22 protein-coding genes are annotated in these 22,832 nt (G+C 65.6%); 8 read left to right on the top strand and 14 right to left on the bottom strand.

Features of this window, described 5'->3' with window-relative positions; translation table 11 throughout:
- Positions 1–4 precede the first annotated feature (4 nt).
- The 5 genes from IPK69_03810 to IPK69_03790 form a co-directional block, all read right to left on the bottom strand.
- Entirely contained in the window at positions 5–889 is an 885-nt protein-coding gene (locus IPK69_03810) for a hypothetical protein (GenBank protein QQS09755.1), read from the bottom strand.
- Positions 890–946: 57 nt separating this feature from the next.
- The gene (locus IPK69_03805; GenBank protein QQS09754.1) at positions 947–1,570 is read right to left on the bottom strand and encodes a YceI family protein; all 624 of its coding nucleotides are present in this window, start codon (positions 1,568–1,570) and stop codon (positions 947–949) included.
- Between the two features lie 153 nt (positions 1,571–1,723).
- Complete coding sequence (locus IPK69_03800; GenBank protein ID QQS09753.1) at positions 1,724–3,067, bottom strand: CinA family nicotinamide mononucleotide deamidase-related protein; 1,344 nt, start codon at positions 3,065–3,067, stop codon at positions 1,724–1,726.
- Positions 3,068–3,089: 22 nt separating this feature from the next.
- Positions 3,090–4,745: a pyruvate kinase gene (pyk, locus tag IPK69_03795; protein QQS09752.1), complete on the bottom strand. Its 1,656-nt coding sequence runs from the start codon at positions 4,743–4,745 to the stop codon at positions 3,090–3,092.
- A gap of 61 nt (positions 4,746–4,806) precedes the next feature.
- The gene (locus tag IPK69_03790) at positions 4,807–6,642 is read right to left on the bottom strand and encodes an extracellular solute-binding protein (GenBank protein QQS09751.1); all 1,836 of its coding nucleotides are present in this window, start codon (positions 6,640–6,642) and stop codon (positions 4,807–4,809) included.
- 58 nt (positions 6,643–6,700) lie between these two features.
- Between IPK69_03790 and IPK69_03785 the strand changes: the two genes are divergently transcribed.
- Both IPK69_03785 and IPK69_03780 read left to right on the top strand, forming a co-directional pair.
- On the top strand, positions 6,701–7,396 hold the full coding sequence (locus tag IPK69_03785) for an SDR family oxidoreductase (GenBank protein QQS09750.1): 696 nt from the start codon (positions 6,701–6,703) through the stop codon (positions 7,394–7,396).
- A gap of 43 nt (positions 7,397–7,439) precedes the next feature.
- The gene (locus IPK69_03780) at positions 7,440–8,843 is read left to right on the top strand and encodes a dicarboxylate/amino acid:cation symporter (protein QQS09749.1); all 1,404 of its coding nucleotides are present in this window, start codon (positions 7,440–7,442) and stop codon (positions 8,841–8,843) included.
- Positions 8,844–8,863: 20 nt separating this feature from the next.
- Here the strand turns inward: IPK69_03780 and IPK69_03775 are convergent, their stop codons facing one another.
- From IPK69_03775 to IPK69_03760, 4 genes are all read right to left on the bottom strand, one after another.
- A complete protein-coding gene (locus IPK69_03775; GenBank protein QQS09748.1) occupies positions 8,864–9,700 on the bottom strand; it encodes a small multi-drug export protein in 837 nt (278 codons plus the stop codon).
- Positions 9,701–9,850: 150 nt separating this feature from the next.
- Positions 9,851–10,630, bottom strand: coding sequence for a DUF481 domain-containing protein (locus tag IPK69_03770; protein QQS09747.1), 780 nt, complete (start codon positions 10,628–10,630; stop codon positions 9,851–9,853).
- 149 nt (positions 10,631–10,779) lie between these two features.
- Positions 10,780–12,630 (bottom strand): aspartate--tRNA ligase, encoded by a 1,851-nt coding sequence (aspS, locus tag IPK69_03765; protein QQS09746.1) that lies wholly within the window; start codon positions 12,628–12,630, stop codon positions 10,780–10,782.
- 133 nt (positions 12,631–12,763) lie between these two features.
- Entirely contained in the window at positions 12,764–13,186 is a 423-nt protein-coding gene (locus IPK69_03760; protein ID QQS09745.1) for a hypothetical protein, read from the bottom strand.
- A 236-nt stretch (positions 13,187–13,422) separates the two neighbouring features.
- On the opposite strand from IPK69_03760, the gene IPK69_03755 reads away from it, so the two are divergent.
- Both IPK69_03755 and IPK69_03750 read left to right on the top strand, forming a co-directional pair.
- The gene (locus IPK69_03755; protein ID QQS09744.1) at positions 13,423–14,367 is read left to right on the top strand and encodes an MBL fold metallo-hydrolase; all 945 of its coding nucleotides are present in this window, start codon (positions 13,423–13,425) and stop codon (positions 14,365–14,367) included.
- Between the two features lie 123 nt (positions 14,368–14,490).
- On the top strand, positions 14,491–15,237 hold the full coding sequence (locus IPK69_03750) for a hypothetical protein (protein ID QQS09743.1): 747 nt from the start codon (positions 14,491–14,493) through the stop codon (positions 15,235–15,237).
- Between the two features lie 11 nt (positions 15,238–15,248).
- Here the strand turns inward: IPK69_03750 and IPK69_03745 are convergent, their stop codons facing one another.
- From IPK69_03745 to IPK69_03735, 3 genes are all read right to left on the bottom strand, one after another.
- Complete coding sequence (locus tag IPK69_03745; GenBank protein QQS09742.1) at positions 15,249–15,587, bottom strand: winged helix-turn-helix transcriptional regulator; 339 nt, start codon at positions 15,585–15,587, stop codon at positions 15,249–15,251.
- 104 nt (positions 15,588–15,691) lie between these two features.
- Positions 15,692–16,162, bottom strand: a complete 471-nt coding sequence (locus tag IPK69_03740; GenBank protein ID QQS09741.1) for a hypothetical protein — start codon at positions 16,160–16,162, stop codon at positions 15,692–15,694.
- A gap of 124 nt (positions 16,163–16,286) precedes the next feature.
- A complete protein-coding gene (locus tag IPK69_03735) occupies positions 16,287–16,634 on the bottom strand; it encodes a carboxypeptidase regulatory-like domain-containing protein (protein QQS09740.1) in 348 nt (115 codons plus the stop codon).
- A 140-nt stretch (positions 16,635–16,774) separates the two neighbouring features.
- Here IPK69_03735 and IPK69_03730 point away from each other — a divergent pair, with 140 nt between their 5' ends.
- Complete coding sequence (locus IPK69_03730; protein ID QQS09739.1) at positions 16,775–18,181, top strand: M20/M25/M40 family metallo-hydrolase; 1,407 nt, start codon at positions 16,775–16,777, stop codon at positions 18,179–18,181.
- Positions 18,182–18,367: 186 nt separating this feature from the next.
- Positions 18,368–18,871, top strand: coding sequence for a hypothetical protein (locus tag IPK69_03725; protein QQS09738.1), 504 nt, complete (start codon positions 18,368–18,370; stop codon positions 18,869–18,871).
- A 43-nt stretch (positions 18,872–18,914) separates the two neighbouring features.
- On the opposite strand, the gene IPK69_03720 is transcribed toward IPK69_03725, so the two are convergent.
- Positions 18,915–19,133, bottom strand: a complete 219-nt coding sequence (locus IPK69_03720) for a hypothetical protein (protein QQS09737.1) — start codon at positions 19,131–19,133, stop codon at positions 18,915–18,917.
- Positions 19,134–19,439: 306 nt separating this feature from the next.
- Positions 19,440–20,852, bottom strand: a complete 1,413-nt coding sequence (locus IPK69_03715) for a glucose-6-phosphate isomerase (GenBank protein QQS09736.1) — start codon at positions 20,850–20,852, stop codon at positions 19,440–19,442.
- Between the two features lie 73 nt (positions 20,853–20,925).
- On the opposite strand from IPK69_03715, the gene hpt reads away from it, so the two are divergent.
- Both hpt and IPK69_03705 read left to right on the top strand, forming a co-directional pair.
- Positions 20,926–21,492 carry a hypoxanthine phosphoribosyltransferase gene (gene hpt, locus IPK69_03710; protein ID QQS10413.1) on the top strand — a complete coding sequence of 189 codons (567 nt, stop codon included), beginning with the start codon at positions 20,926–20,928 and terminating at the stop codon, positions 21,490–21,492.
- Between the two features lie 46 nt (positions 21,493–21,538).
- Positions 21,539–22,675 (top strand): dephospho-CoA kinase, encoded by a 1,137-nt coding sequence (locus tag IPK69_03705; protein QQS09735.1) that lies wholly within the window; start codon positions 21,539–21,541, stop codon positions 22,673–22,675.
- The last annotated feature ends 157 nt before the right edge of the window (positions 22,676–22,832 follow it).

Here is a 22,832-nt window from a genome sequence, read left to right as displayed (position 1 = left end):
GCGATCAATAGCCCGAATCTTCCTTGGCCTTGAGCGCGAGGATGACGATCGCGGGGAGGACCGGCGCGAGCGCCACAGTTGAAGTCAGGATGAACCTCGACCACGCCTTGGTGTGGTTCTTGATCGCCATGTCCACAACGCCGGCGAGGGGGACGCCAACGACGGCAAGGGCGGCGGCCCACCACGGCGTTTCGTAGAACACGCCGATCGCGAGCACGAACGCTCCGAAGCCGCCGACGAACGCGCCGATCGCGCCCGCCCCGGCCACGCTGCGTCGCACGAGTGTCGCGAGGAACAGCCCGAGCGTGAGCAACGCGACCGACGCGGAGACCTCGCTAAGTTTCGCATGACCGGTGGTGGCGAGGACGCCGATGACGCCCGCGATACCAAGCCCCGCAAGGACAACCGAGCGGAAGGCCGAGGGCGTTGCCGCGACTCGTCCGACGCTCCACGCCCACGATCCCGCGACGATGCCGGCGAGGATGGCGTACTCCCCGGCGCGCATCCAGTCGATGGTGCCCTTGGCGCCAAGTCGGGCGAAGAGCCACGCCACGCCGAGCGCTGCGGCGATCGCGAACCCCAGCGGTGCGGCCCATGTGAGCCGATTCCGCGTGAGCCAGGTGACCAGAGAGAGCCCAAGCCCGAGGATCACGACGGTTGTCACGATCCGCTCGTCGAGGGACGCCTCCCAGAGTTCGGTGGGCGTGAATCCGGGTGGGCCGAATCGGATGACCGTTGCGCTCACAAAGGCGACCAACATGGCGAGCGGGACAAGGGCCGCCCGGCGTCGCGCGGGCGCGCCCGGTTCGGAGCGGGCAAAGAGCACCACGCCCGCGACAAGTCCGATCGCCATCGCGATCGCGGGTGCCAGGATCATGGTCGTGTCCATGACGCCTCCATCGGTTCGAGATGTGTTTCCACCTGAGCCGTCGAACGTTGGTGGAGATTACTCCGGCTTCCCGCCGCGACCGCCCTCGAGGGAGATGTGGAGGGTGACCTCATCGCCGACGAACTGCGTGCCGTAGTCGATGCCGAAGTCGGTGCGCTTGATGGTGAGGGTGGTGTCATAGCCCGAGACGGTGGCGCCGCCCATGCCCGGGCCCTCGCCGACCTTGGTCATGATGACGGTGACTTCCTTGGTCTTTCCTTTGACAGTGAGGTTGCCGGTGACCTCGAACTTCCCCTCGCCGGCCTTCTTGACGCTCGTCGAGGTGAACGAGATCGTCGGGTATTCCTTGGCAGCGAAGAAGTCGGGGCTTCGCAGGTGCTCGTCGCGCTTGCTGTTGGCCGTGTCGATCTTCGCGGTGTCCACAGAGACGTGGATCGAGGAGTGCTCCGGGTGGGCGTCGTCAAAGTAGAACTCGCCTGTCGGGTCGTTGAACCGTCCCCACGAGGTCGAGACGTTCATGTGCTTGATCTTGAAGAGGACCGCCGAGTGGACCGAGTCGATCGTGAACGCGCCGTCAGCGGCCGGTGCGGGCAACGAGGCGACGGCGGGAGCGCGGAAGGACAGGCCAAGCCCCAACGCACCGGCGGCAGCGAGAGCGACGATCGAAGCAGCAAACTTCATGTGGAACAACTCCTTGGGTGTGCAAACAAAGGTGGCGATCGAGACGTGAACGCCGCGTGTCGATCGGAGATCGGCGGGCGAACCCGACGATCGCTGGGGATTGGATGCAACGAGTAGACCGACGGTTTCCTCGTTGCAACAACTTCTTGGAAACTATAGGACGTCCGATTGACGCATCAGGCGTGTGTTCGGGCTGCCGCTGAGGTTGAGCCAGAGCGTTGCCAGGGCCGAGACGCAGGCACTTCGGCGGATGGCAGCCCGATCGCCTGAGAACTTGAATCGCCGGGTGTCCACTCCGGTCGGCGTCGCCAGGGCGATCCAAACGGAGCCGATGGGCGTCTCGCGCGTGCCGCCGTCGGGTCCGGCGAGGCCGGTGATGCCGATAGCGTGCGAGGTGCCGGCGATGGCACGAGCGCGGGTTGCGAGGTCCGTGGCGCATTGTGCGGAGTACACGCCGTGGGCGTGCAAGAGTGCGGCGTCGACGCCGAGGTCGCGTGCCTTGGCCTCCTCGGTGTACACGACCCAGCCGGCGCGGAGGATTGCAGAGGAACCGGGGACATCGGTGATCTGGCCCGCGAGGGTGCCGCCGGTGCAGGACTCAGCAAGGGCGAGTGACTGGCATGCGCTCTTCATTCGTGAGACGATGGTTTGGGCGAGGGAGGGTGTGTCGTCGGAGAAGATGTGCGGCGCGAGGAGCGGGCGAATCCCGGCGACGGCGGCGTCGAGCGTCGCGTCGGCGTCGGCGATCGCTTCGGGACCCGAGGCGGCGACCTCGAGTCGAAGTCGGACGCTGACGATCCCGCCCGAGGCCGTGGTGCCGACGAGTGGTGAGGCGTCGCGGTTCATGCGGTCGCCGAGGCGCGAGGCGATCTCGCTCTCGCCCAGGCCGACGCAGTGGAGCGCGCGCGTTCGCACGACGCGATCCATGGGTGGACGAAGGCGGGGCAGGACCTGGGCCTCGAACATGGGGATCATCTCGCCGGGCGGCCCGGGGAGGCAGAAGACATCGCACGGGTTGGCGTTGATCTCGACGCTCGCGAAGAGGCCGGGTGCCGTGCCTCGGAGATTGGGGAGGGCGTGCGACCCCTCGGGGCGGAACGCCTGCAGGCGGTTGTTGGGCCTCATCGTCGTGCCGGCGGCCTCGAAGAACGCCTCGATCTGGGCGAGTGAGAGATCATCCTGCACGAGCGGCTGGCGCAGGAGCCTCGCGAGGGCGTTTCGCGTGAGATCATCGGGCGTGGGCCCGAGCCCGCCGGTGGAGATCACGAGCGGGGCAATCGACGCGAGTCGCTCGAGGGCAGCGACGTGGCGCTCGATGTCGTCGGGGACGGTGGCGTGCTCGATCGGGACGATACCGAGATCGACGAGGCGCTGCGAGAGCGTTCGGCTGTTGGTGTCGAGGGATTGGCCCAGCGTGAGTTCGTCGCCGATCGAGAGGATGGCGGCGTGGGTGTGCGTGCGCTGGTGCATCCGAGCAGGATAGGTGAACTCGGACATTGAGCCGAGTATGGCAGAATGTTCAAGGGGCGAGCGAGGCGTCTGCGGGGGCGGCGACCTCGTGGATCGCGATGGTGTTGGTCGCCTTGGCCTTTCCGAGCGGACGCCCGGCGAGCAGGACGATCATGTCTGTGGCGCTCGCGAGGCGACGCGAGAGGAGGAACTGGTCGGCGGCGGCGGTCCACTCGGCGATCGTGCCGTTCCCCGGCGGGAGGGCACAGACGGGCGTGACGGCGTTGTAGAGCGCCATCCGGCGCGTGGCGCGCGGGCTGGAGGAATACGCGATGATGGGCATGTGGAAGTTGTTCTGGCTGAGGAATCGGGCGGTGCCGCCTTGCTCGGACCAGCAGACGACGGCCTTGGCCTTGAGGTCGCGCGCGACCTGCCACGCGCCGTGGGCGAGTGCGGCCGTGCTGCGGTGGCTGTGGGCGATGCGATCGGGTGTGGCGGTGGGCGGGCCGAGTGCGACCTGGGCCTCGGCGGCGGTGATGATCCGCGACATCGTCTCGACGACGAGCACCGGGTGCTTCCCTGTGGCGGTCTCGGCGGAGAGCATGACGGCGTCGGTCCCGTCGAAGATCGCGTTGGCGACGTCGCTCGCCTCGGCGCGCGTGGGCGTCGAGTTCTCGATCATGGTCTCGAGCATCTGGGTCGCGACGATGCAGGGGCGGCCGAACTGGGCGCAGGTCCTGATGATCCGCTTCTGGGCGACGGGAACCTGGGCGATGTCCATCTCGACGCCGAGGTCGCCTCGCGCGACCATGACGGCGTCGGAACTCTCGACGATGCGCTCGAGGTCGGCGAGGGCCTGGGGCTTCTCGATCTTCGAGACGATGGGGATCCAGACGCCCTCGAGGCTCTGGAGTCCATCGCGGTGGGCCTTGGCCTCGCAGAGCGCGTTGACCTGGGCACGCAGGGCCTTGACCTCCTCGGCGCTGCGCACGAACGAGAGCGCGATGTAGTCCATCGCGTGCTCGACGGCGAAGGCGACGCACTCCCAGTCGCGCTCGGTGATCGCGGGCGCGGAGACGTCGCTCTGCGGGAGGTTGATGCCCTTGTTGGAGGTGATCGTCCCGCCGATGGTGACGCGGCAGCGGAGTTCGCCGGCTTTCGCGTCGTGCTCGACGGCGAGCATGCGGATCGCGCCGTCGTTGATGAGCACACGCTGTCCGGGCTTGACCTCGTCGATGAGGAGTTGGTACGTGACGGGGAGAACCGGCTCGCGCGCGTTCGGGTTCGCGGGCGAGGTTCGGAGGAAGGCGTCGGTGATTCCCTTCTTGAAGACCACATCGTGACCCGGTTCGACGACGATGGACCCGCCGCCGCTGGGCGAGGGCGAGCCGACACCCGCCGGGATCTTGCCGACGCGGATCTTGGGCCCCTGGAGATCGCCGAGGATCGCGATGGGGCGGCTGAGTTCCGAGGCGACGTCGCGCACGGTTTTCAGTCGAGTGGCGTGGGTCGCAAGATCGCCGTGCGAGAAGTTGAATCGGAAGACGCTGACGCCGACGAGGATGAGTTTGCGGACAACCTCGGGCGAATCGCTCGCGGGTCCGATCGTCGCGACGATCTTGGCGAACATCGGCGAGGCGACGCTCCCCTCGGCTTCGCCGGGCGTCGTCTGGGGGCTGGAGTGCGATCGGGCGTGGGGCATGGCGGGGGCGCTGGTCTGCGTCATGTGTTTCACCGGGCGGTTCAAAGAGTGAATGGGCCGGTGGAGTATCGGTCCAATCGTGCCGCTACTGGGCGAGACCCTTCTTCCCCAGTTCGACGACCGTGGCGTAGGTCTCGCGGAAGTACAAGGTGTAGCGGGTGGCGCAGTCGGTCTGGAATGAGCGGTCGTTCCAGGAGGCGCGGATCGTCCGATAGTTGGCCTCATTGAAGGGGAGGCGCGTGCCGTCGGGCATCTGGTGCTCTGGGAAGGAGTAGAAGAGCCGCTCCATCTCGGTGAGGGTGTCCTTGGGGAACTCCGGCGTCTCTCGCGCGCGGATGAGAGCTTTCCACGCCTCGCGCTGCTCGTGGGCCGTCTCGATGGAGAACGCGCCCATCATGATCCCGATGGACGAGCGCCATCCCTTGGGCTTGGTGCTGCTGGCGATGGCGAAGGGATCGACCTGGTCGATCATTGCGGCCTTGTACGCCGACCTCTCTTCATAGAAACTCTGTCGAACGGGAAGGCGGCGGAGTTCGTGCTCCTTGGGCCCCAAACGCACACCCTCGGCGTTGGTGGGGTTGTTCTGCCCGAGCGGATCGCGCTCGCTGCGGAACTGCCAGAGCGCCTGGCCCTCATCGGAGAGGCAGAACTCGATGAAATGGCGGAGGAGTTCGGGGTTGGGCCCGCCGCGGAGCATCGAGATCGGGTCGGCATCGATGTAGACCGAGCCGGGCGGATCGACGTACCCCACGCGGCTCTCGGAGGGATCCTGCCCGGGGAGGAGGATCGCCTGGGCCTGTCCACGTCCGTAGAAATCGATCGCGAGCGCGGCGGCGGCATCGCCCTGGCTGACGTCGATCGGCGGCTTGGGCGCGGAGTTGGTGAAGTAGCGCGTGTTCGCGGTCATCTCGCGGAGGATGCGCCAGCCCTTTTCCCAGCCGTAGTAACTGAGGATCGCGTCGAGCGTGGTCGTGATCGAGCCGGATTGTCGCGGGTCGGCGAGCGCGACGAGCCCGACGAGTTCGGGGCGTCCCAGATCCTCGAAACTCCGCGGCTCGGGGAGGCCCAGTTGTGCATAGATCTCCTTGTTGTAGACGATGCCGAAACTCGAGAGCGCGGTGCCGATCCAGAACTGGTCCGGGTCGTAGAGGTTTTGTGCGCCGATTTCGTTCGAAGGAATGAGTCGTTCGAGTTCCTTGGGATCGAGGCCGGCCGGCGTGCTCATGGGGATGCCGAAACGTCGCTCGGTCTTGGAGAGATCAAGAGTGGCCTCCACGGATTTCTCGCCCCTGGAAAGCGGCAGGAGCGACTCGACGCCGCCCTTCACCGCGTCGAGCGGAAAGCGGAGGTCCATCGACCTCGAATCGCCGGCGATCGTCACGCTCGTGAGGATGGTCGCCGGAGGCTTGGCGGGATCGATCTTCTCTCTCGGGGCGGTGATGGTGACGGAGGTCTCGCCCTTGCCCTTGAAGACGCTCGCGAAGACGACGACGTTGGAGGCGTCCTTGAGCCGCCCATGGTCGTAACTTCCGCCGCCGAACATCGCGTCGAAGGGGATGTCGCCGGTCGTGAAGACGTCGGCGAGGTCGAAGGCGGGATCGGTGAGTTGTCCGGGGTTGGTCCGCGCGAGTTTGTCGAGGTGCGTCTTGGCGCGGCTCTCATAGATCGACTGGAGTTGCTTGATGATCTCGCTCGTGCCGCCGGGCGTGCGGAAATCGAGGGCGATGGTGGAGTCGTAGTGGCGGCGATGCCAGTTGGCGAAGGCGAGGGCGAACTCGGACCGGATCTGGGGCACGTGGGGCGTGACAAGGACGAGGGAGCGCGCGGTTCCGTCGTTTCGTGTGGCCGCTGGTCGCAGCGCGAAGGGGACGCCGAGGACGATCAGGAGGCAGACGCCCAGTATGATGCGTTTGAGGATCACGGGTCAGTGTATCCGATTCGTCTTTCGGATCGTGGGCGTGGCGCGGGAGGAGCATCGGATGAATCGAGCGGCGATCGTCACGGGCGCGGGATCGGGGATCGGAAGGGCCGTCGTGCAGATGCTGTCGGCCCATGGGTTTGACGTGGTGCTCGCGGGGCGGCATCGGGCCTCCTTGCGCGAGACGGGGGCGACGCTCAAGGGCGAGTGGCTGGACGTCGAGGCCGACATGGCAACCGAATCGGACATCCTCCGCCTCATCGACGCGGCCGTCGAGCGATTCGGTCGCGTGGACGCGCTCGTCAACAACGCGGCGGTAGCACCGACCGCGCCCATCGACCGGATCGAACTCGGCTCGATCGAGCAGGCCTTCCGCGTGAACTGTGCCGGTCCGATGCTGCTCGTGTCGCGCCTGTGGGAAACGCTCAAGAGCCAGGGCGGCGGGCGGATCGTGAACATTTCGAGCATGGCGACGGTGGACCCGTTCGCTGGGCTCGCGGTGTACGCCGCGTCCAAGGGGGCGATGAACACGTTCACACGCGCGATCGCGAACGAGGGACGGCGAGCGGGGATCATGGCGTTCGCGGTCGCGCCCGGGGCCGTGGAGACCAAGATGCTGCGCTCGATCGTGGACGAGAAGAGCCTGCCTCGATCCAAGACACTGCGGCCCGAGGACATCGCTCGTGTGGTCCTGGCGTGCGTGTCTGGCGAGCGTGATGCGGACAACGGCGGTGTGATTCTCGTCCCAAGTCCGTGAGCCACGCGAGCGCGCAACACGAATATCGGATATGGTGTACGCCATGAGCGAGAAACGCGGACTGGCGCTGCACTGGAAGATCGTCATTGGGCTGCTGCTGGGCGCGCTGGTGGGGCTGTCCATCAACGCGACGTGGACCAGCGGCACGTGGGCGGGGATGGGCGTGAACGACGCCGCAGCGTTCCTTGCCGGGAAGGCGAGCGAGGCGAACGCGGAGGCGGGCGTGCTGGCGGCGGCGTGCCGATTCGCCGTCAACGCCTCGCGATTTGTGGGCGATCTCTTCCTTCGCGGGCTTCGGTTCATCGCAGTCCCGATCGTGCTCTTCTCGCTCGTGGCGGGGGTCGCGGGGCTGGGCGATGTTCGGAAGTTGGGGCGGATGGGTGCGAAGACAATCGTGCTCTTTCTCTCGACGAGTGTGGTCGCGGCGACGCTGGGTCTGTTGCTCGGACGATTCGTCGATCCGGGGTCGTTCGTCTCCGCCGAGTTGCGCGAGCAGATCGCTTCGGCGCAAGGCTCGCTCGCGGCGTCAAAGGTCTCGTCCGCGGCGAGTGTTCGAGAATCGCTCTCGGCGTGGCAGCAGGTGCTCAACGCTGTCCCGACCAATCCCTTCGAGGCTCTCGCCAAGGGCGAGATGCTCCAGGTCGTCGTGCTGGCGCTGCTCGTGGGCATCGGCCTGACCTTCGTGCCCGCGGAGAAGTCCGCACCCGTCGTGCGCTTCTTCGACACCCTTGGCGACGCGATGATGCACATCGTGCGTCTGCTGATGCACATGGCGCCCTATGCCGTCTTCTGTCTCGTCGCGCCGATCGCGGCGTCGTTCGGCCTGGAGGTCTTCCACGGGCTTGGAGTCTATTTCATCACCGTGATCGTCGGGCTTGCGGTCATGACCTACCTCGTGTACCCGTTGATCCTGCGCACGCTCGTCGGGCGAAAGCACGGCGTGAGTGTCCGAGAGTTCTTCCGGGCGATAGCACCGGCCCAACTCCTCGCGTTCTCCAGTTCGAGTTCCGCCGCCACGCTTCCCGTCACGATCGAGTGCTCGCGTGATCGTCTGGGCGTTTCGGAGGACATCGCCGGCTTTGTCTGCCCCCTCGGCGCGACGATCAACATGGATGGGACGGCCGTCTTCCAGGGCGTCTCGATCATGTTCCTCGCGGAGGTCTATGGCGTGCCGCTGACGCTCGCTGACCAGGTCCAGGTGATCATCTTCGCGACGCTGATCTCGGTCGGCTCGCCTGGGATTCCCGGTTCCAGCATCGTGCTGATGATCATCGTCCTGCAGTCGCTGGGGATCCCGGCCGAGGGGATCGCGCTGATCCTGGGCGTGGAGCGATTGTTGGACATGTGCCGGACGGTCGTCAACGTCACGGGTGACTCGATGGTCGCGGCGGTGGTGGGCGCGAGCGAGGGGAAACTCGTGCGGCCCGTCCCCGGCTCGGTGGAGTGAGCGCGGGCGTCGATCACGTGTCACGCGGCGTCGCGCTTGGGCTCGTTCTTGTGCGGCATCAGATGCCCGAGTTCCTTCTTGAGTTTGCGATAGCGCCAGTTGAGGAGCGCGATGATCCCGAGGATCACGGCGATGCCCACGGCGAGATTCCAGGGGTTGTTTGGATCGAGGAAGGGTAGTTTGTGGATGACGCCTCGCAGCGCGAGCATCACGCCGTTGCCCAGGAGTGTGCCGCAGCAGATCGCGAGGATCGTCGCGGTGCGGGTCATGCCGAGCAGTCGACCGAAGATGGACCCCGCGATCGCGCCGGTGGCAGCGATGGGAATCGCGACAAAGAGCGAGAGACCTATGAACGTGAACCGGCGGATCCACGGCTGGTAGCGGAGGAAGAACTGCCCCTCGTCGCGCAGGCTCAGAAGGCGCGGCCCGAGTTTGGGGATCTTGTAGATGAAACTCGCGTGATAGACAAGAATGCACGCCGTGCACAGGTCCATCCACGTCACCATGGTGAAGAGTTCGGGCGTGGAGAGGAACTTGAACTTCGCGACGTCCTCGGCGTGTCCTTCGAGGGCCGGGTTGACCTCGCCAGAACCGAGAAGGATCACGAATCGGCCCAGCACGAAGAAACTCGACGTGGCGGCGGCGACGAGTTTCGCGACAAAGTCCCACCCACGCGTCAGCCCGAGCGACGCGAGGAGCGCGCCCGTCAACAGAAAGGGCGCAATCAGCGTCGCCCACCAGCCCACGGGGTAGTCACGGCGGAACGTGTCGCCGAACTTCACCTCGTCGGCGAGGTGGTCGTGGTGGCTCGTCGGTTCGTGTGGGGTGGGGCCATCCATGGGGGTCGTCAATCGCATAGACAATACGCCTATCGACGCTCGTGCGGTTCGTGGATGCGGTGGCGAATGAAAACGAACGCCCCAGTCGGAGCGTCCGTTTCGGTCGGTGTGGTGTGACGCCCGATTGGGCGTCTGTTCAGGTCCGGAAAAGCCCGAACCCGACGGGAATCAGTACGACCAGACGAGGAGGGCGAAGTAGTCGATGTCGTTCTTCTTCGCGCCCGCGCCGGGGTTGGAGTCATAGCGATCCTCGGCCCCGATCTTGAAACTCATCTTGGTCTCGGGATCGACGACGATCTCGTACGCCGCCTTGAGGTTGAAGCGGTAGTCGCCGAACTCGTCGAGGCTGGGGTAGACATCAAGGCTGGAGGTGAACTTGGACCGCTCGCTGCACTTGTACGAGAAGTCGGCGCCGAGCAGGCCCTCGGGCGTGATCTTGTTCTCGGGGCTGTTGAACTCTTTGGAGAAGCCAAGACCGGCGCGGAGGAGGAGGAACGTCGTGTCGTTCTTGATCGCCTCATAGCCCACACCGCCGAAGGCCGACGCGCGGTACTCCCACGCCTGGAAGTCGTCGTACTCGAGCTTGCCCAGCGCGAAGACACGCCACGGGGAATCCTTGAACTTCCAGTCGTTGCGGAGGTTGAGTTCGGCCTTGTTGGTGGTGACGGTGCCGTCGGACGAGGCCCGGGAGTAGACGAGGCCGGCAGTCGTGTCGTAGTCCGAGGTCTCGCGTTTGGCGCTGGTGCCCGCGCGGAAGTTGAGGGATTCGCTGTTGCCGTCGGACCCGTTGAGCCCGAACTCGACGGTGCCCTTCCAGCCCTCGGTCCACGACGTGGGATCCGCCGGGGGCGCGTCGTCCATCATGGAGAAGCGGGCCTCCGCGAGCGTGGTGCCCGCGAGCAGCGAGATCGCCGCGAATGAGAAGATCGTCGTGCCTTTGCCGAACATGTCGAGAACCTCCGGGTGCGTTTGCGTCGAGTGTCCGTGGGCATCCTCACCCTCGGCGACACGACGCCGTGTCTTTGGGGCTGGCAGTGTATCCGCGTGCGTTGATTCCGGCAGGCATGCGCGCAAGCAATAGCCGCGTGCGTTTCTGTTTATGATTGCGGCATGACGTTCCTGACATGAACGTCCTTCAGCTGGGCGTCGGTCACCCGGCTCGGTGTCTTGGTCATCAGGTCCGCGCCCACCTGCGTCTTGGGGAATGCGATCACGTCGCGGATGTTGTCGGTCCCGATGAAGTTCATGACGAGGCGGTCGAGGCCGAAGGCGATCCCCGCGTGCGGCGGCGCGCCGAAGCGCAGCGCCTCGAGCAGGAACGAGAACTTCTCCCGTGCCTGCTCGGGCGACATCCCCAGCAACTGGAAGACCTTGCTCTGGACGGCCTGATCGTGGATACGCACGCTCCCGCCGGCGATCTCCTGTCCGTTCAGCACGATGTCGTACCCCGCCGAAACTATCGACTCGATCGCGTTCTCGTCCTCGACATTCGCGTCGAGGAACATCTGCATCTGGTCGTCGTTCGGACTCGTGAACGGGTGGTGCATCGCGACCCACTTGCCCGTGTCCTTGTTCCGCTCGAACATGGGGAAGTCCACCACCCACAGGAAGTTCCACGGGCCGCCCTCGGCCCCCGGTTTAGGCACCACGCCCATGTCGCGAGCAACCTTCTGTCGCAGTTCGCCCAACGCTTTCGTGGCGATCGAATAGACATCGGCGACAAAGAGGATCGTGTCGCCGGCCTGGGCGCCGAGCAGCGCGAGCACCTCGGCCTTCTTCGGCTCGAGGAACTTCGCGATCCCCGTGTCGAGTTTCACGCCCGCGCCGTCCGCGATGACCTTGACCACCGCGACGCCGCCCGCGCCGAAGCCCTTGACGAACTCGGTGTAGCCGTCGGTGATCTTCCGCGTGAGTTTCTCGGCCCCGCCGGGCACGCGCAGCGCCTTCACGACGCCCTTCTTGCTCGCGAACGCGGGGAGACCCTTGCCCTTCTCCAGGGCGCTCTTGAAGATCCCGAAGTCGATGGTCCCGGCGAACTCGCTGATGTCCTTGATGCGGAGGTCGTATCGCGTGTCCGGCCGGTCGATGCCATAGGTCTCCATCGCCTCGCGATAGGACATGCGCCGCAGAGGCGGGACGTCATACCCGACCATCTCCTTCCACAGGCGGCGGACAAAGCCCTCCATCGTCTCCATCACCTGGTCGCGACGGACAAAGGACATCTCGAGATCGATCTGCGTGAACTCGGCCTGGCGATCCGCACGAGGGTCCTCATCCCGGAAGCAGCGGCAGATCTGCATGTATCGATCGCACCCGCTGACCATCAGAATCTGCTTGAACAACTGCGGGCTTTGTGGCAGGGCGTACCACGTCCCGGGCGAGTGGCGATTCGGCACCAGGAACTCGCGCGCGCCCTCGGGCGTGCTCTTATAGAGGATGGGCGTCTCGATCTCGAGGAAGCCGTTTTCGTCGAAGTACTTCCGCGTGATCTGGTACAACGTGTGGCGCGTGCCCAGGATCTTCTGCATCGTCGGGCGACGCAGGTCGAGATACCGATGCGTCAGGCGCAACTCCTCGTTGGGAAGGTCGGCCTGGTCATCGGGCAGGAACGGCGGGTTGTCCGTCTTGCTCAGGACCTCGAGTTTCTTGACGACGATCTCGACCTTGCCCGTCGCGAGTTTGGGGTTCTCGCCCCCGACGCGAATGCGAACCAGTCCCTCGCACGCGATCACGTCCTCGGAGCGGAGTTTGTCGGCGTGGCCCATCATCGCCTGATCGGCGCCGTCCTCGGGGTCGAAGACCAGTTGCGTCAGCCCGTAACGATCGCGCAGGTCGATGAAGATGAGTTTGCCGTGGTCGCGATAGGAGTTGACCCAGCCGCAAAGGCGGACGGTCTGCCCGACGTGCGAATCGCGGAGGTGCCCGCAGGTGTGCGTGCGGATGAGCATGGCGCGTGGTCTCGGCGTTGAGGGTGCGAAAATACGAGGCGGTGACTATAGGAAGTCGTGCCGCGTTCTCCGCGCCATTCGATCCAGCGTGCCGCGTGTGCCCGGAAACCGTTCCAATCTCGCGGAGTCGATGTCAGGCCGCATGCCGGACGGGCGTCATGCCCCGCAGCATCGCGCCGCACGCCGCCTGGAGCGTGTGCTCCCATGCCGCGTGCAGATCGTCATCCCATTCCTCGCGCAGGAGTTCCGACATCGTCGCGATCAGAGCGTGCCGGGCGTGCTGGAGGTCGTTCGGCGTGATGCCCGCGGCGTCGGCACGCTTGCCGAGTTTCGTAAGCCCGGACTCCAGCGAACCGAACTTCGACATGTTCCGGACGATGTGCCGCAGGTGGGCGAACGCCGTCGCGTGGAACTCCTCGCTCCCCGTGGGAAGAGCCGCCCGTGCCGCGGGGCTGTCTTCTGATAGTCTCAAAAGCGCCCGGGCGATGAACGCCTCGCCGCATGGCTCGAATGCTCGAAAACTCTCCGAAACCTGCCGGGTGGCTCGAACGCCCATGTGTGCTCCTCTCTCTCCCTCCGTCGAGCGTCCCAAGGCCGACGGCCCACAACCATCGGCAACGCCTGGCAAACACTGCGATCGATTTCAACCCACGGTTGCCCGTATCGGGTTCTCGCCCGTGAGCCGGGGGGGATCGTGCGGGGCGGGCAAGGTACCGCTTCACGATTTCCCACTTCCCGGACTCGCCCACCCACGTTCGCGGGCCTGGGCGGTCCGGGGCCTAGGCTCGATCTATGACCGTGACCTATTCCTGGAAACTCCTCCGCGCCGGCGAGTTCCGCCTCGACGCGGGATCGATGTTCGGCCTGATCCCCAAGGTCGTGTGGTCTCGAAATGTTCCCATCGACGACCGCGGGCGTGTCACGCTCCAGCACAACTGCCTGCTCCTCGAAGGGGGCGGCAAGAGAATCCTCCTCGAGGCCGGGACCGGAAACAAACTCGACCCCAAGAGCAGAGACATCTTCGCGCTCGAGAATCGCTGCGTCTCCGACGCCCTCCACGAGATCGATTGTTCCGAGAACGCGATCGACCTCGCCATCATCTCCCACATGCACTTCGATCACGCCGGCGGCCTGACGCGACTGCCCCACGCCGGTGAGACCCCCGACTGGACCGGCCCAGGCTCGGCGGGCGACCACGGCGTCAAGGTCACGCTCCCCAACGCAAGGGTCGTCTGCCAGTCGCGCGAGTGGGACGACGCGATCGCGAACCGGTCGGTGATGACGCGGACCTATTTTCGCGATCACCTCGAGCCGCTCCGCGAACGGATGGTGCTCGTGGATTCGCCCCGCCCCTTCGCGACCGGCATCACGCCCGATCGCGACGAATCACCAACGCTGCCCATCGACCTCCGCACAACCGAGGTCCATCCCGGCATCCGCGTCTTCCTCACGCCCGGGCACACCTGGGGCCAGCAGGCCACGATGTTCACCGACAAGAAAGGCCGCACCGTCGTCTTCACGCCCGACGTGATGCCCACGGCATGGCACGTCGGTCAGGCCTTCAGCCTCGGCTACGACGTCGAGCCATACACCAGCATGGTCTCGAGGGGCTGGCTCCTGGAAGCGGCGGCCGAGCGTGACTGGCTCCTCATCCTCGACCACGAGCCGGGGAACCCCTGCCGACGCGTACGCCGAAACGACAAGGGGTGGTACGACCTTATCGAGGACGGCGTCTGAGCCGGGCGACCAGAGCGGGTCGGCAGGCGCTGCCCGGGCCAATGACCGTTCAGATCCACAGTTGCTCGGCCGAACCCCACGCCCCGTCGCCCACTACGATTGCCGGATTCGACGCGCCACGCCATGACGCCGCACGCCACGTCCAATCTCGCGACGACCGACTCGCCCGAGGCGAGCCCGACGCCGATGGAACCAAAGCACGCCCAATCTGAATCTGGACTTGTGCCCGCCGAGGCGACCGTGACCGAATCCGGGCACGTGCTCGTCCGCGCCAAGGCCGGCAAGCCTTCCCTCATGGATCGGCTGGATAACTACATCAGCCGTCTCTCGACGCGCAACGCCTTCTGGCAGAAGGCCACCTCGCTCATCTGGCTGCCCTATGCCTTCCGCTCGGGGATCCGCCTCCCCAAACGCCTCGACGAGAACACGTACTCCGCCGTCCTCCCCTATCGCCGCTTTAACCGCAACTGGTACAACGCGATGGCCGGCGCCTCGCTCTTGGGCAACAGCGAGATCGCCGGGGGGATGTACGTCTTCCAACTCTGTGGCGGCGAGTACACCGTCGTCTGCAAGAACCTCGAATATCGATTCCTCAGGCCGTGCTATGGCCCAGCGGTCTACAAGATCACGCCGCGCGAGGACGCCGCCGCCCTCATCGCCTCGGGCAAGGAGTTCAACCTCACCATCGACATGGAGATCGTCCAGCAGCCGATCCTCCCGAAGAAGGTGCGTCCGACGGCCGAGAAGGTCCTTCCCAAGTCCGTGGGCGAGGCCGTCGCCGGCAAGGAAAAACGCGTCGGCAAATGCGTCGCGACCTTCCACATCACGCCCAAACGCCACCAGGTGAGCAAGGGCCGGCGGATTCGGTAGAGCGGCGGGGGTTACCGCTTGATCTTCTCGGCCGCGATCTGCGCGAACGCGAGCATGTCGCTCGACCACGAGATCGCCAGAGGCGTCATCCAACGCTGCATGAGCGTCGCGAGCGGCGCACCATTCAGCCAGTTCCAACGCTTCGATCCCTCGCGCGTGGCGAGCACGAGTTGTGCCGATTCCAGGATTCCAAGGTGCTTCATCACCGCGAACCGGGTCACCGCGGGGAACGCGAGGCAGAGATCGCCCGTCGTCTTCGGGCCGTCGCGGAGCAGATCGAGGAGCGCCCGCCGCGTCGGGTCCGCGAGGGCTCGGCAGACCGCGTCGATGTCGAACTCCGTCGTGGGCATCGGAGGCGGCGTCGGCGACGGTGGATTCGACGCGGGCGCGGCGCTGCGAGCGTCCGGATCTCGCCGACGCGGATGGGTCCTTCTGACTCCTCGTGTGTTTCGTGTCATGACGAGCCCTCGCTGAGGGGAATGTAGAACTCCTCAAGGAAGCACCGCCAGGCCTCATTGGCCATTTCGGACTCGGGTGGGGACTCACCCATGATCCGATGGTGCACCGACAAGGTGCATGGCCCGTTCGACTCGTCCCCGGGGGCGCTCTCGAGCGTGAACACGATGGTCGTCACGCTCGGCCCTTCCATGAAGAACGGCCCGACCAGGTCCAACCGGTGCAGAGGCTTGAGGTACCGCACCGTCGCCCACCAGCACCCGCCGCCCTCGGGAAAGGGCCTCCACAGCATCCCGCCGGGCCTCGCCTCGAGAACAAGGCCCATGTGCTCGCGTCCCGGATAGGACCGCATCCAATCGCCCATCCGTGTTGTGAGAATCTCCCACGCGCGAGCCCGCGAGGCGCGGACGGGGACCTGCAACTTCACATCCAGCGAGAGGTGAGACGTCGGAGCCAGTCGCTCGGTCATGATCACACTCCAAACGTTGTTCCCACGAAACCCCAATGGGCTTTGACACCATTCAAGACCGATGGCTCGCGTGAGGCGAACCATCGGCACGCCCTCATCACGCGCTCGTGATGCGGTGTGGGGTCTACTTGGCCGTCAGTTCCACGTAGATGTCGAATCGCGAGAGATTGACGGTTCGATTCTCATGCCCGTTCGCCGAGATGGAGTACGTCCCGGGCGCGATCCCGACGAGGACGAACTGCCCGTCCTTGCCGCTGGTGCCCTGGGCGACGATCACATCGCCGCGAGTGAGCGTGACCGCGGCGCCCACGATCTCGCCGCCGGTTGATTCGGATGTGACACGACCGGCGATCGTCCCGAGGATGCTGGGAATCGGGAAGACGCCGCTCGATTCGGGACCGCTCGCGCCCCGCGTCGTCGCCAGGCTCGAGCCGGAGACCCCGGCCCCGGCGATGAGCATGCATGGGAGCACTGAACAAACGATGAACTTGTTTCGCATCTGTGGCCTCACTTTCACTTTCAAACACACCCCCAGGAGCGGGGACAATCATGTGACCATATGGTCACATGTTTTCCCTGTCAACCAAAATCTGTTTCCGGGTACCATGTGGCATGCCGACGCGCGAAACCGGTTCGGGAGATGGTCGTCGGCCAGCCGCGGCCGAGCGGGGCTTGAACCCAACACACCCGACCGTTGAGGCGAAACCGGGTTCTTCAGTCGGCGGGCAGGCCGCGAGTTCTCCGCGCCGGTTCGCGTCCATCCTGTCGCACGTCTCGCGCGACCACGTGCGCGAGACGGTGGACGTGCTCGCGGCGTTCGGGACCCGGCACACGCTGTCCCCCGACACCGATCCCGGGCGCGGGAACGCGGCGGCGCGGCGTTGGATCAAGCGAACGCTCGAGTCCTTTGCCGCGTTGCCCGGATCGCGATTGAGCGTGATCGAAGAGGAGTTCGACGCCGAGCCTTCAACGCGGTTGCCCCTGGGCGCCAGGATCGTGAATCTGCTGGCGATCATCCCGGGTGTCGATCCTGAGGCTTCGCGCCGGGCGACGTATGTGATGGCCCATTACGACAGCATGACGGCCGACCCGCTGGATTCGACGAGCGACGCGCCGGGTGCCGACGACAACGCCTCGGGGTGTGCGCTCGCGATCGAGGCGGCGCGAGTGCTCTGCACGGCCCCGCTTTCGGGCACAGTCGTGATCGTGCTCACCGGTGGCGAGGAGCAGGGCTTGCTGGGGGCGGCCTTTCGCGCGTCGGCTGCGGCGGCTTCGCGGTCGTTGCACGTGCATGCCGTGCTCAACTGCGACATCGTCGGCGATCCATCGGGTCCGGCCGGCTCGATCCATCCCGCACGGCGCGACGTGGTGCGTGTCTTCTCGGAGGGCGTGCCGATGGCGGCCGATGACGCCTCCCGGACGATGTTCCGATCGAACGGGCTGGAGAGCGACTCGCCCTCGCGCGAGTTGGCGCGATTCATCGTCGACGTCGCTCGATTGGAGATGACCGACGTCGCGCCGATGCTGGTCTTTCGCCCGGATCGGTTCCGTCGCGGCGGCGATCACACGCCGTTTGTCACGAGGGGCATCCCGGCGGTGCGCTTCACCGAGCCCGACGAGCACTTCTCGCGCCAGCACGCGCGCGTGGATCGCTCGATCGAGCGCGGCGACCTCCCCCAGTTCGTGGACGCGGAGTATCTCGCGGGCGTGACGCGGCTGAACGTCGCGGCGCTCTGCCACCTCGCGAGTGCGCCGCCCGCGCCCGATCGTGTGCGAGCCGGGCACTCGCCGACCGGCTCGGGGACGCTCGTGCGATGGACGCCGATCGCGTCGGGCGCTCGCCACGAGGTCGTCTGCAGACTGACGACCGACGCGATGTGGCGATGGGTCTTCCCTGCCGATGGTGATGACTTTGCAATGGTCGATCTGTGCCTGGATGATCACATCTTCGGCGTGCGGGCGGTGTCGACGGAGGGCGTGGCGGGAGTGCCGCGTGTGGCGATTCCGAGCACGGAGTAATCCGATCTCGAATGCACAATCTGGTTATCGGTCGGGCGTCTCTAAGTGCAAAAACCAGCATTCTTGAGTCGGTGCGGGGAAATTCCGATTTCCTGATGATGTGGCGTGCCCGAGTGTCCGACGTAGCCCCAGGCGCGGGGGAGTGATTCCGTGCCTTTGGTGTTTGGAAGACCAGGAGTCGGCGTGATGAACACGACAAACGAGCGCATCGGCGACAAACTGCTGGCGGCCGGCCTCATCTGCGATGAGGATCTCGTGGCCGCGGTGCACGTCCAGCAACGTTGCGGCGGTCGCCTTGGACCGTTGCTCGTGGCGCTCGGCTCGGTCTCGCAGGCGTCCATTGACCGAATCTGGCGCGAGTCGCACGTCGATCCGCATCTCTCGGCACGGATCGGGCGTGTGATGTCGGAATGCGGAATGGACGGCATCACACCGGAGTTCGAGTTCGCGAAGATCTATCGGCGCGACACCATCGTCGAGAACATGATGAAAGGCTCCATGGTCGAACGGACCGAGGTGGAGATCGACGGGCTCGCGACGATGACGCTCGGTGAGTTCACCTCGCCCCAGTTCGTGTTCGAGATCAACGCGAAGACCAACGAGTGCGAGATTCCCGCGGGCGACGAGCAGAAGGTCCGTGCGTGGCTTAAGGGTCTGGATCGCAGCCGCGTGAACTCGAAGGCGGCGTGATCGAAACTCCGGATGTCTGGGTTCGATCTCGCGGCTGTTGCGGCTAAGCCCGGGCCGCGCTTGGTCCGACAACGCGGCAGGCCACGGCGACCGCAAGCCCCAGCGCGACCGTCCACCACGTTTGTGTGACAACACACAGTACCGAGGCGAGGATCAGCGTGACGCCGACCACGGCGGAGCACGGGCGCCCCGCGCGATTGAAGATTGACATCACGCCGACGACGAGCATGAGTCCGCTGACGATTTCGAAGAGACCAGACATGGCACAACTCCCCAGACACGGATGGGGCGGGCCAGTACGATTCGAGATCCTTTCGGCGCGTGCCAGCCTGTCACCAACTCACGAGACCGCGATTGTGACGGAAACGTCCCACGATTTCAAGTCGCGGGGCGGGAGTTTCACGAGTTTTCGTGCCCTGCTGACACGATGCGAAACAACTGCGAACAGTCAAGTTTCCCATCTTTACAACTTTGATTCGTGCCCGGTCATTCATGTCAAGTTAGGCTGTGTGATTGCTCGTACAACTGTACAGACTTTGGTGTGGGACACTTCGTGCGAGAGTCGAGGTCAGACGATGTGCCGCGCGACAGTCGCTGAGTCGAGTTGCCCGCGGAGTTGTTCGTATCCCGTGCGTCCCATGAGCGCAAAGGTCGCCTGTTTTCCGAGTTCGACGGCGGGCTGGTCGTAGGCGTCGATGCCCAGCATCAGCCCGGCATAGGCGGTGGCGATCTGCCACAGGGCCATGAACTCGCCGACGTGGTGCTCGTCGATCCTGGGGAATCGGATGGTGTAGTTCGGGCGTTTGGAGTGGGTGAGGGCGTAGGCGGTGGCCTTGAGTTCGGCGTTGAGGAGGGCGCTCATGGGCTTCCCTTCGAGATAGGCGAGGGCCTCGACGCCCAGGCCCCTGGGCATGTCCACCTTTGCGGCGAAGGACTCGACCTCGATGAGGCCGACGACCTTGTCGTTGGGGCCCTCGCGATACAACTGGATCTGGGAGTGCTGGTCTGTCGCGCCGAGGGCCTTGATGGGAGTGAAGCCCGTGAAGACGGTCTCGCCCCTGGTGTTCTTCTCCTTGCCCAGGCTCTCGGCCCAGAGTTGGCGGTACCAGTCGGCGAGGAGGTAGAGGGCGTTGGCGTAGGGCATGAGGACGTGGTTGGGCTTGCCACGCTTCCCGAGTTCGACGAGGAGGAGCGCGAGCGTGGCGGCGGGGTTCTCATTGAGCGATTCGCGCGAGCAGCGATCGTCCATCGCGGCGGCGCCGTCCAGGAGCGCGTCGATGTCGATGCCGCACATCGAGGCGGAGAAGAGGCCGACGGGGCTGAGGGCGCTGAAGCGTCCGCCGACGCCATCGGGGACGGGGAGCGTGACGAATCCCTCGTCGTTGCAGATCTTCCGCATCGTGCCCTTGGCGGGATCGGTGGTGGCGACGATGTGGCTCGCGTAGTCCTTGCCGAGAACGGCCTTGAGGCGGTCGCGGATGATCATGAACTGGGCGGCGGTCTCGGCGGTCTCGCCGGATTTGGAGACGACGTTAAAGAGGGTGCTCTTGATTCCGCCGGGGCAGGACTCGCAGAAGGAGAGGGCGCTGTGGAAGGCGTCGGGATCGACGTTGTCGAGGACAAAGAGGCGCGGGCCTCGACGCTTGTCCGCGGGGAGAAGATTGTGGGTCGAGGGGTTGAGGGCCGATTGAAGCGCTATGTTGCCGAGGGCCGAGCCGCCGATCCCGAGGACGACGAGATTCTCGAAGCGCCCGGCACGCTCGGCGACGATTTTCTTGATCGCCGACGTGTGCTCGTCGCGGGTGGGGCGAGTCCAGAGGTTGCGCCAGCGTTCCCAGCCTGTGCCACGGGACTTGGTGAGGGATCGGGTGAGTTCGGCCATGCGGGCCGCGTTGGGGCCTTTGGGGTCGAAGGTGGCGGCGTCGAGGCCGTGCTGGGCGACGGCGTTGGAGAGGCAGTTGGTGTAATCGATTTTGAGCATGGCGCAGGGTAGGGCGTGGCGGGTTGACGCCGGGATCGTGCCATGTGTGCAGTGGCGGATACCCTGTCGTCTCATGTTCCCCGAGATCGAGAAGATCCTGATCGACGAGCTTCGGATCGCCAACCGCGTGGACGAGATCGGCCAGCGGATCACGGCGGACCTGCGCCCGCTGATGGCCAAGGCCGAGCAGGGTGGGCAGGAGTTGCGCCTGACGCTGATCCCGATCCTGACGGGGTCGATGGTCTTTGTGGCCGACCTGATCCGAAGGCTGCCCGTGAAACTGCGTCTGGAACTGATCGGCGTGTCGAGTTATCCGGGAAAGAGCATGGAGTCGAAGGGCGTCTCGATCAGCCACGAGTTGCCGAAATCGCTCGAGGGGCAGCACGTGCTGGTGGTGGACGACATTCTCGACAGCGGCGCGACGCTGGACGTGGTGACGCGGCTGATCAAGGAGCAGCGGCCGGCGAGCCTGCGGACGTGCGTGCTGCTTCGCAAGCCTGGCAAGGCGCGGGTGGACGTGAAGGCGGACTATGTCGGGTTTGATATTCCCGACGAGTTTGTGGTCGGGTATGGGTTGGATTACGACGGGTTCTATCGGAATCTGCCGAGTATCGCGACGCTGAGGGCTGAGGCGTTGTGACTTGGGATTGTAATTCGTGTGCGATGGTCGGTGGCTCTCTCGGCCGATGAACTCCACGATGAACGTCACGATGCTCGACGCGTCACGACACGAGGGGCAAGATGTTCGGACCAGGCCGAGCGCGTGGTTTGTCGCGCTCTCGTCGTGGCGATCGGTCGTGCTGCTGGGAATCGTCGCGTGGGGGGCGTGGGCGATCGCCGGGCGGACGGCCCCGGCTCGCGCGGGGGTGATCGGGGCGTATGGCATTCTGGTCGTGGTGCTGCGTGTGGTCTGGGCCGTGCTCGACTGGTGGTCGCGGGAATACACGCTGGGCGAAGAGCGCGTGCGGGCGACGTGGGGCGTGGTCCGGCGGAATAGCGTGGAGATGGATGTCGCGCGGATTCAGCATCTCGTGGTGACACGGTCCCTGGCGGAGCGTGTGCTCGGGCTGGGGACGATCCGGGTGACGTCGGCGGGGTCTGATGGCGTCGGCGTGGTGTGGCGATCGGTTGTGGGCGTTGACGGACTTGTGGCGAAGATCCGCGAGCGGTCGGACGGCGCGCGCGTAGCGATGCGGGCGGTGGTGATCGGGTTGGCAGGGGGCATCGGGGCGGGGAAGTCGAAGGTAGCGCGCGCGTTCGAGGCGCTGGGGTGCCTGGTCTCGGATTCGGATGCCGAGGCGAAGGCGGCGTTGGAGTTGCCCGAGGTGCGCGCGCAACTTCGTGAGTGGTGGGGGGAGAAGGTCTTTGATGCCGAGTCGGGGAAGGTGAGCCGGCGGGCGCTGGCGGATGTGATCTTCGCGGATGCGGAGGCGCGGCGGCGGCTCGAGGGGCTGACGCATCCGATCGTGCGGGCGCGGCGGGATGAGATGGTCCGGCGGGCGACGGCGGAGGGGCGACCCGGAGTGGTGGTGGATGCGCCGCTGCTCTTTGAGGCGGGGCTGGACAAGGAGTGCGACGTGGTGATCTTTGTCGACGCGCCGCGGGAGATCCGGCTGGAGCGGGTCCGGAGGACGCGGGGGTGGACCGAGGAAGAACTGGACCGGCGGGAGAAGTCGCAGATTTCCCTCGATGAGAAGCGGCAAAGATCCGATGAAGTGATCGTGAACGATGGCGGGATGGACCGTCTGGAGTCGATCTCTCGGACCATTCTGGAGAAGACTCGCGGGCGGATCGTGACCGGGGCGAAGGGCGAGCGGGTTTGACGCGTATGGAACGGGGCGGGACCTTTGGACTTGCCTTGGGCTTTGGATGGGTATACTTGTGTGTTCGCGGGGTTGTCGCGGCGGCCTGATCCGGCGTGCCTCGAGGCTCAGACAGCGAACTTCTTGACACGAATGCACTCTCGTTGAATGTCCGGCG

The organism is Phycisphaerales bacterium, assembly GCA_016699835.1.
Taxonomy (GTDB): Bacteria; Planctomycetota; Phycisphaerae; order Phycisphaerales; family UBA1924.
The sequence above is the reverse complement of the archived record's forward strand: the minus strand, read 5'-3'. Positions and strand labels throughout refer to the sequence as shown.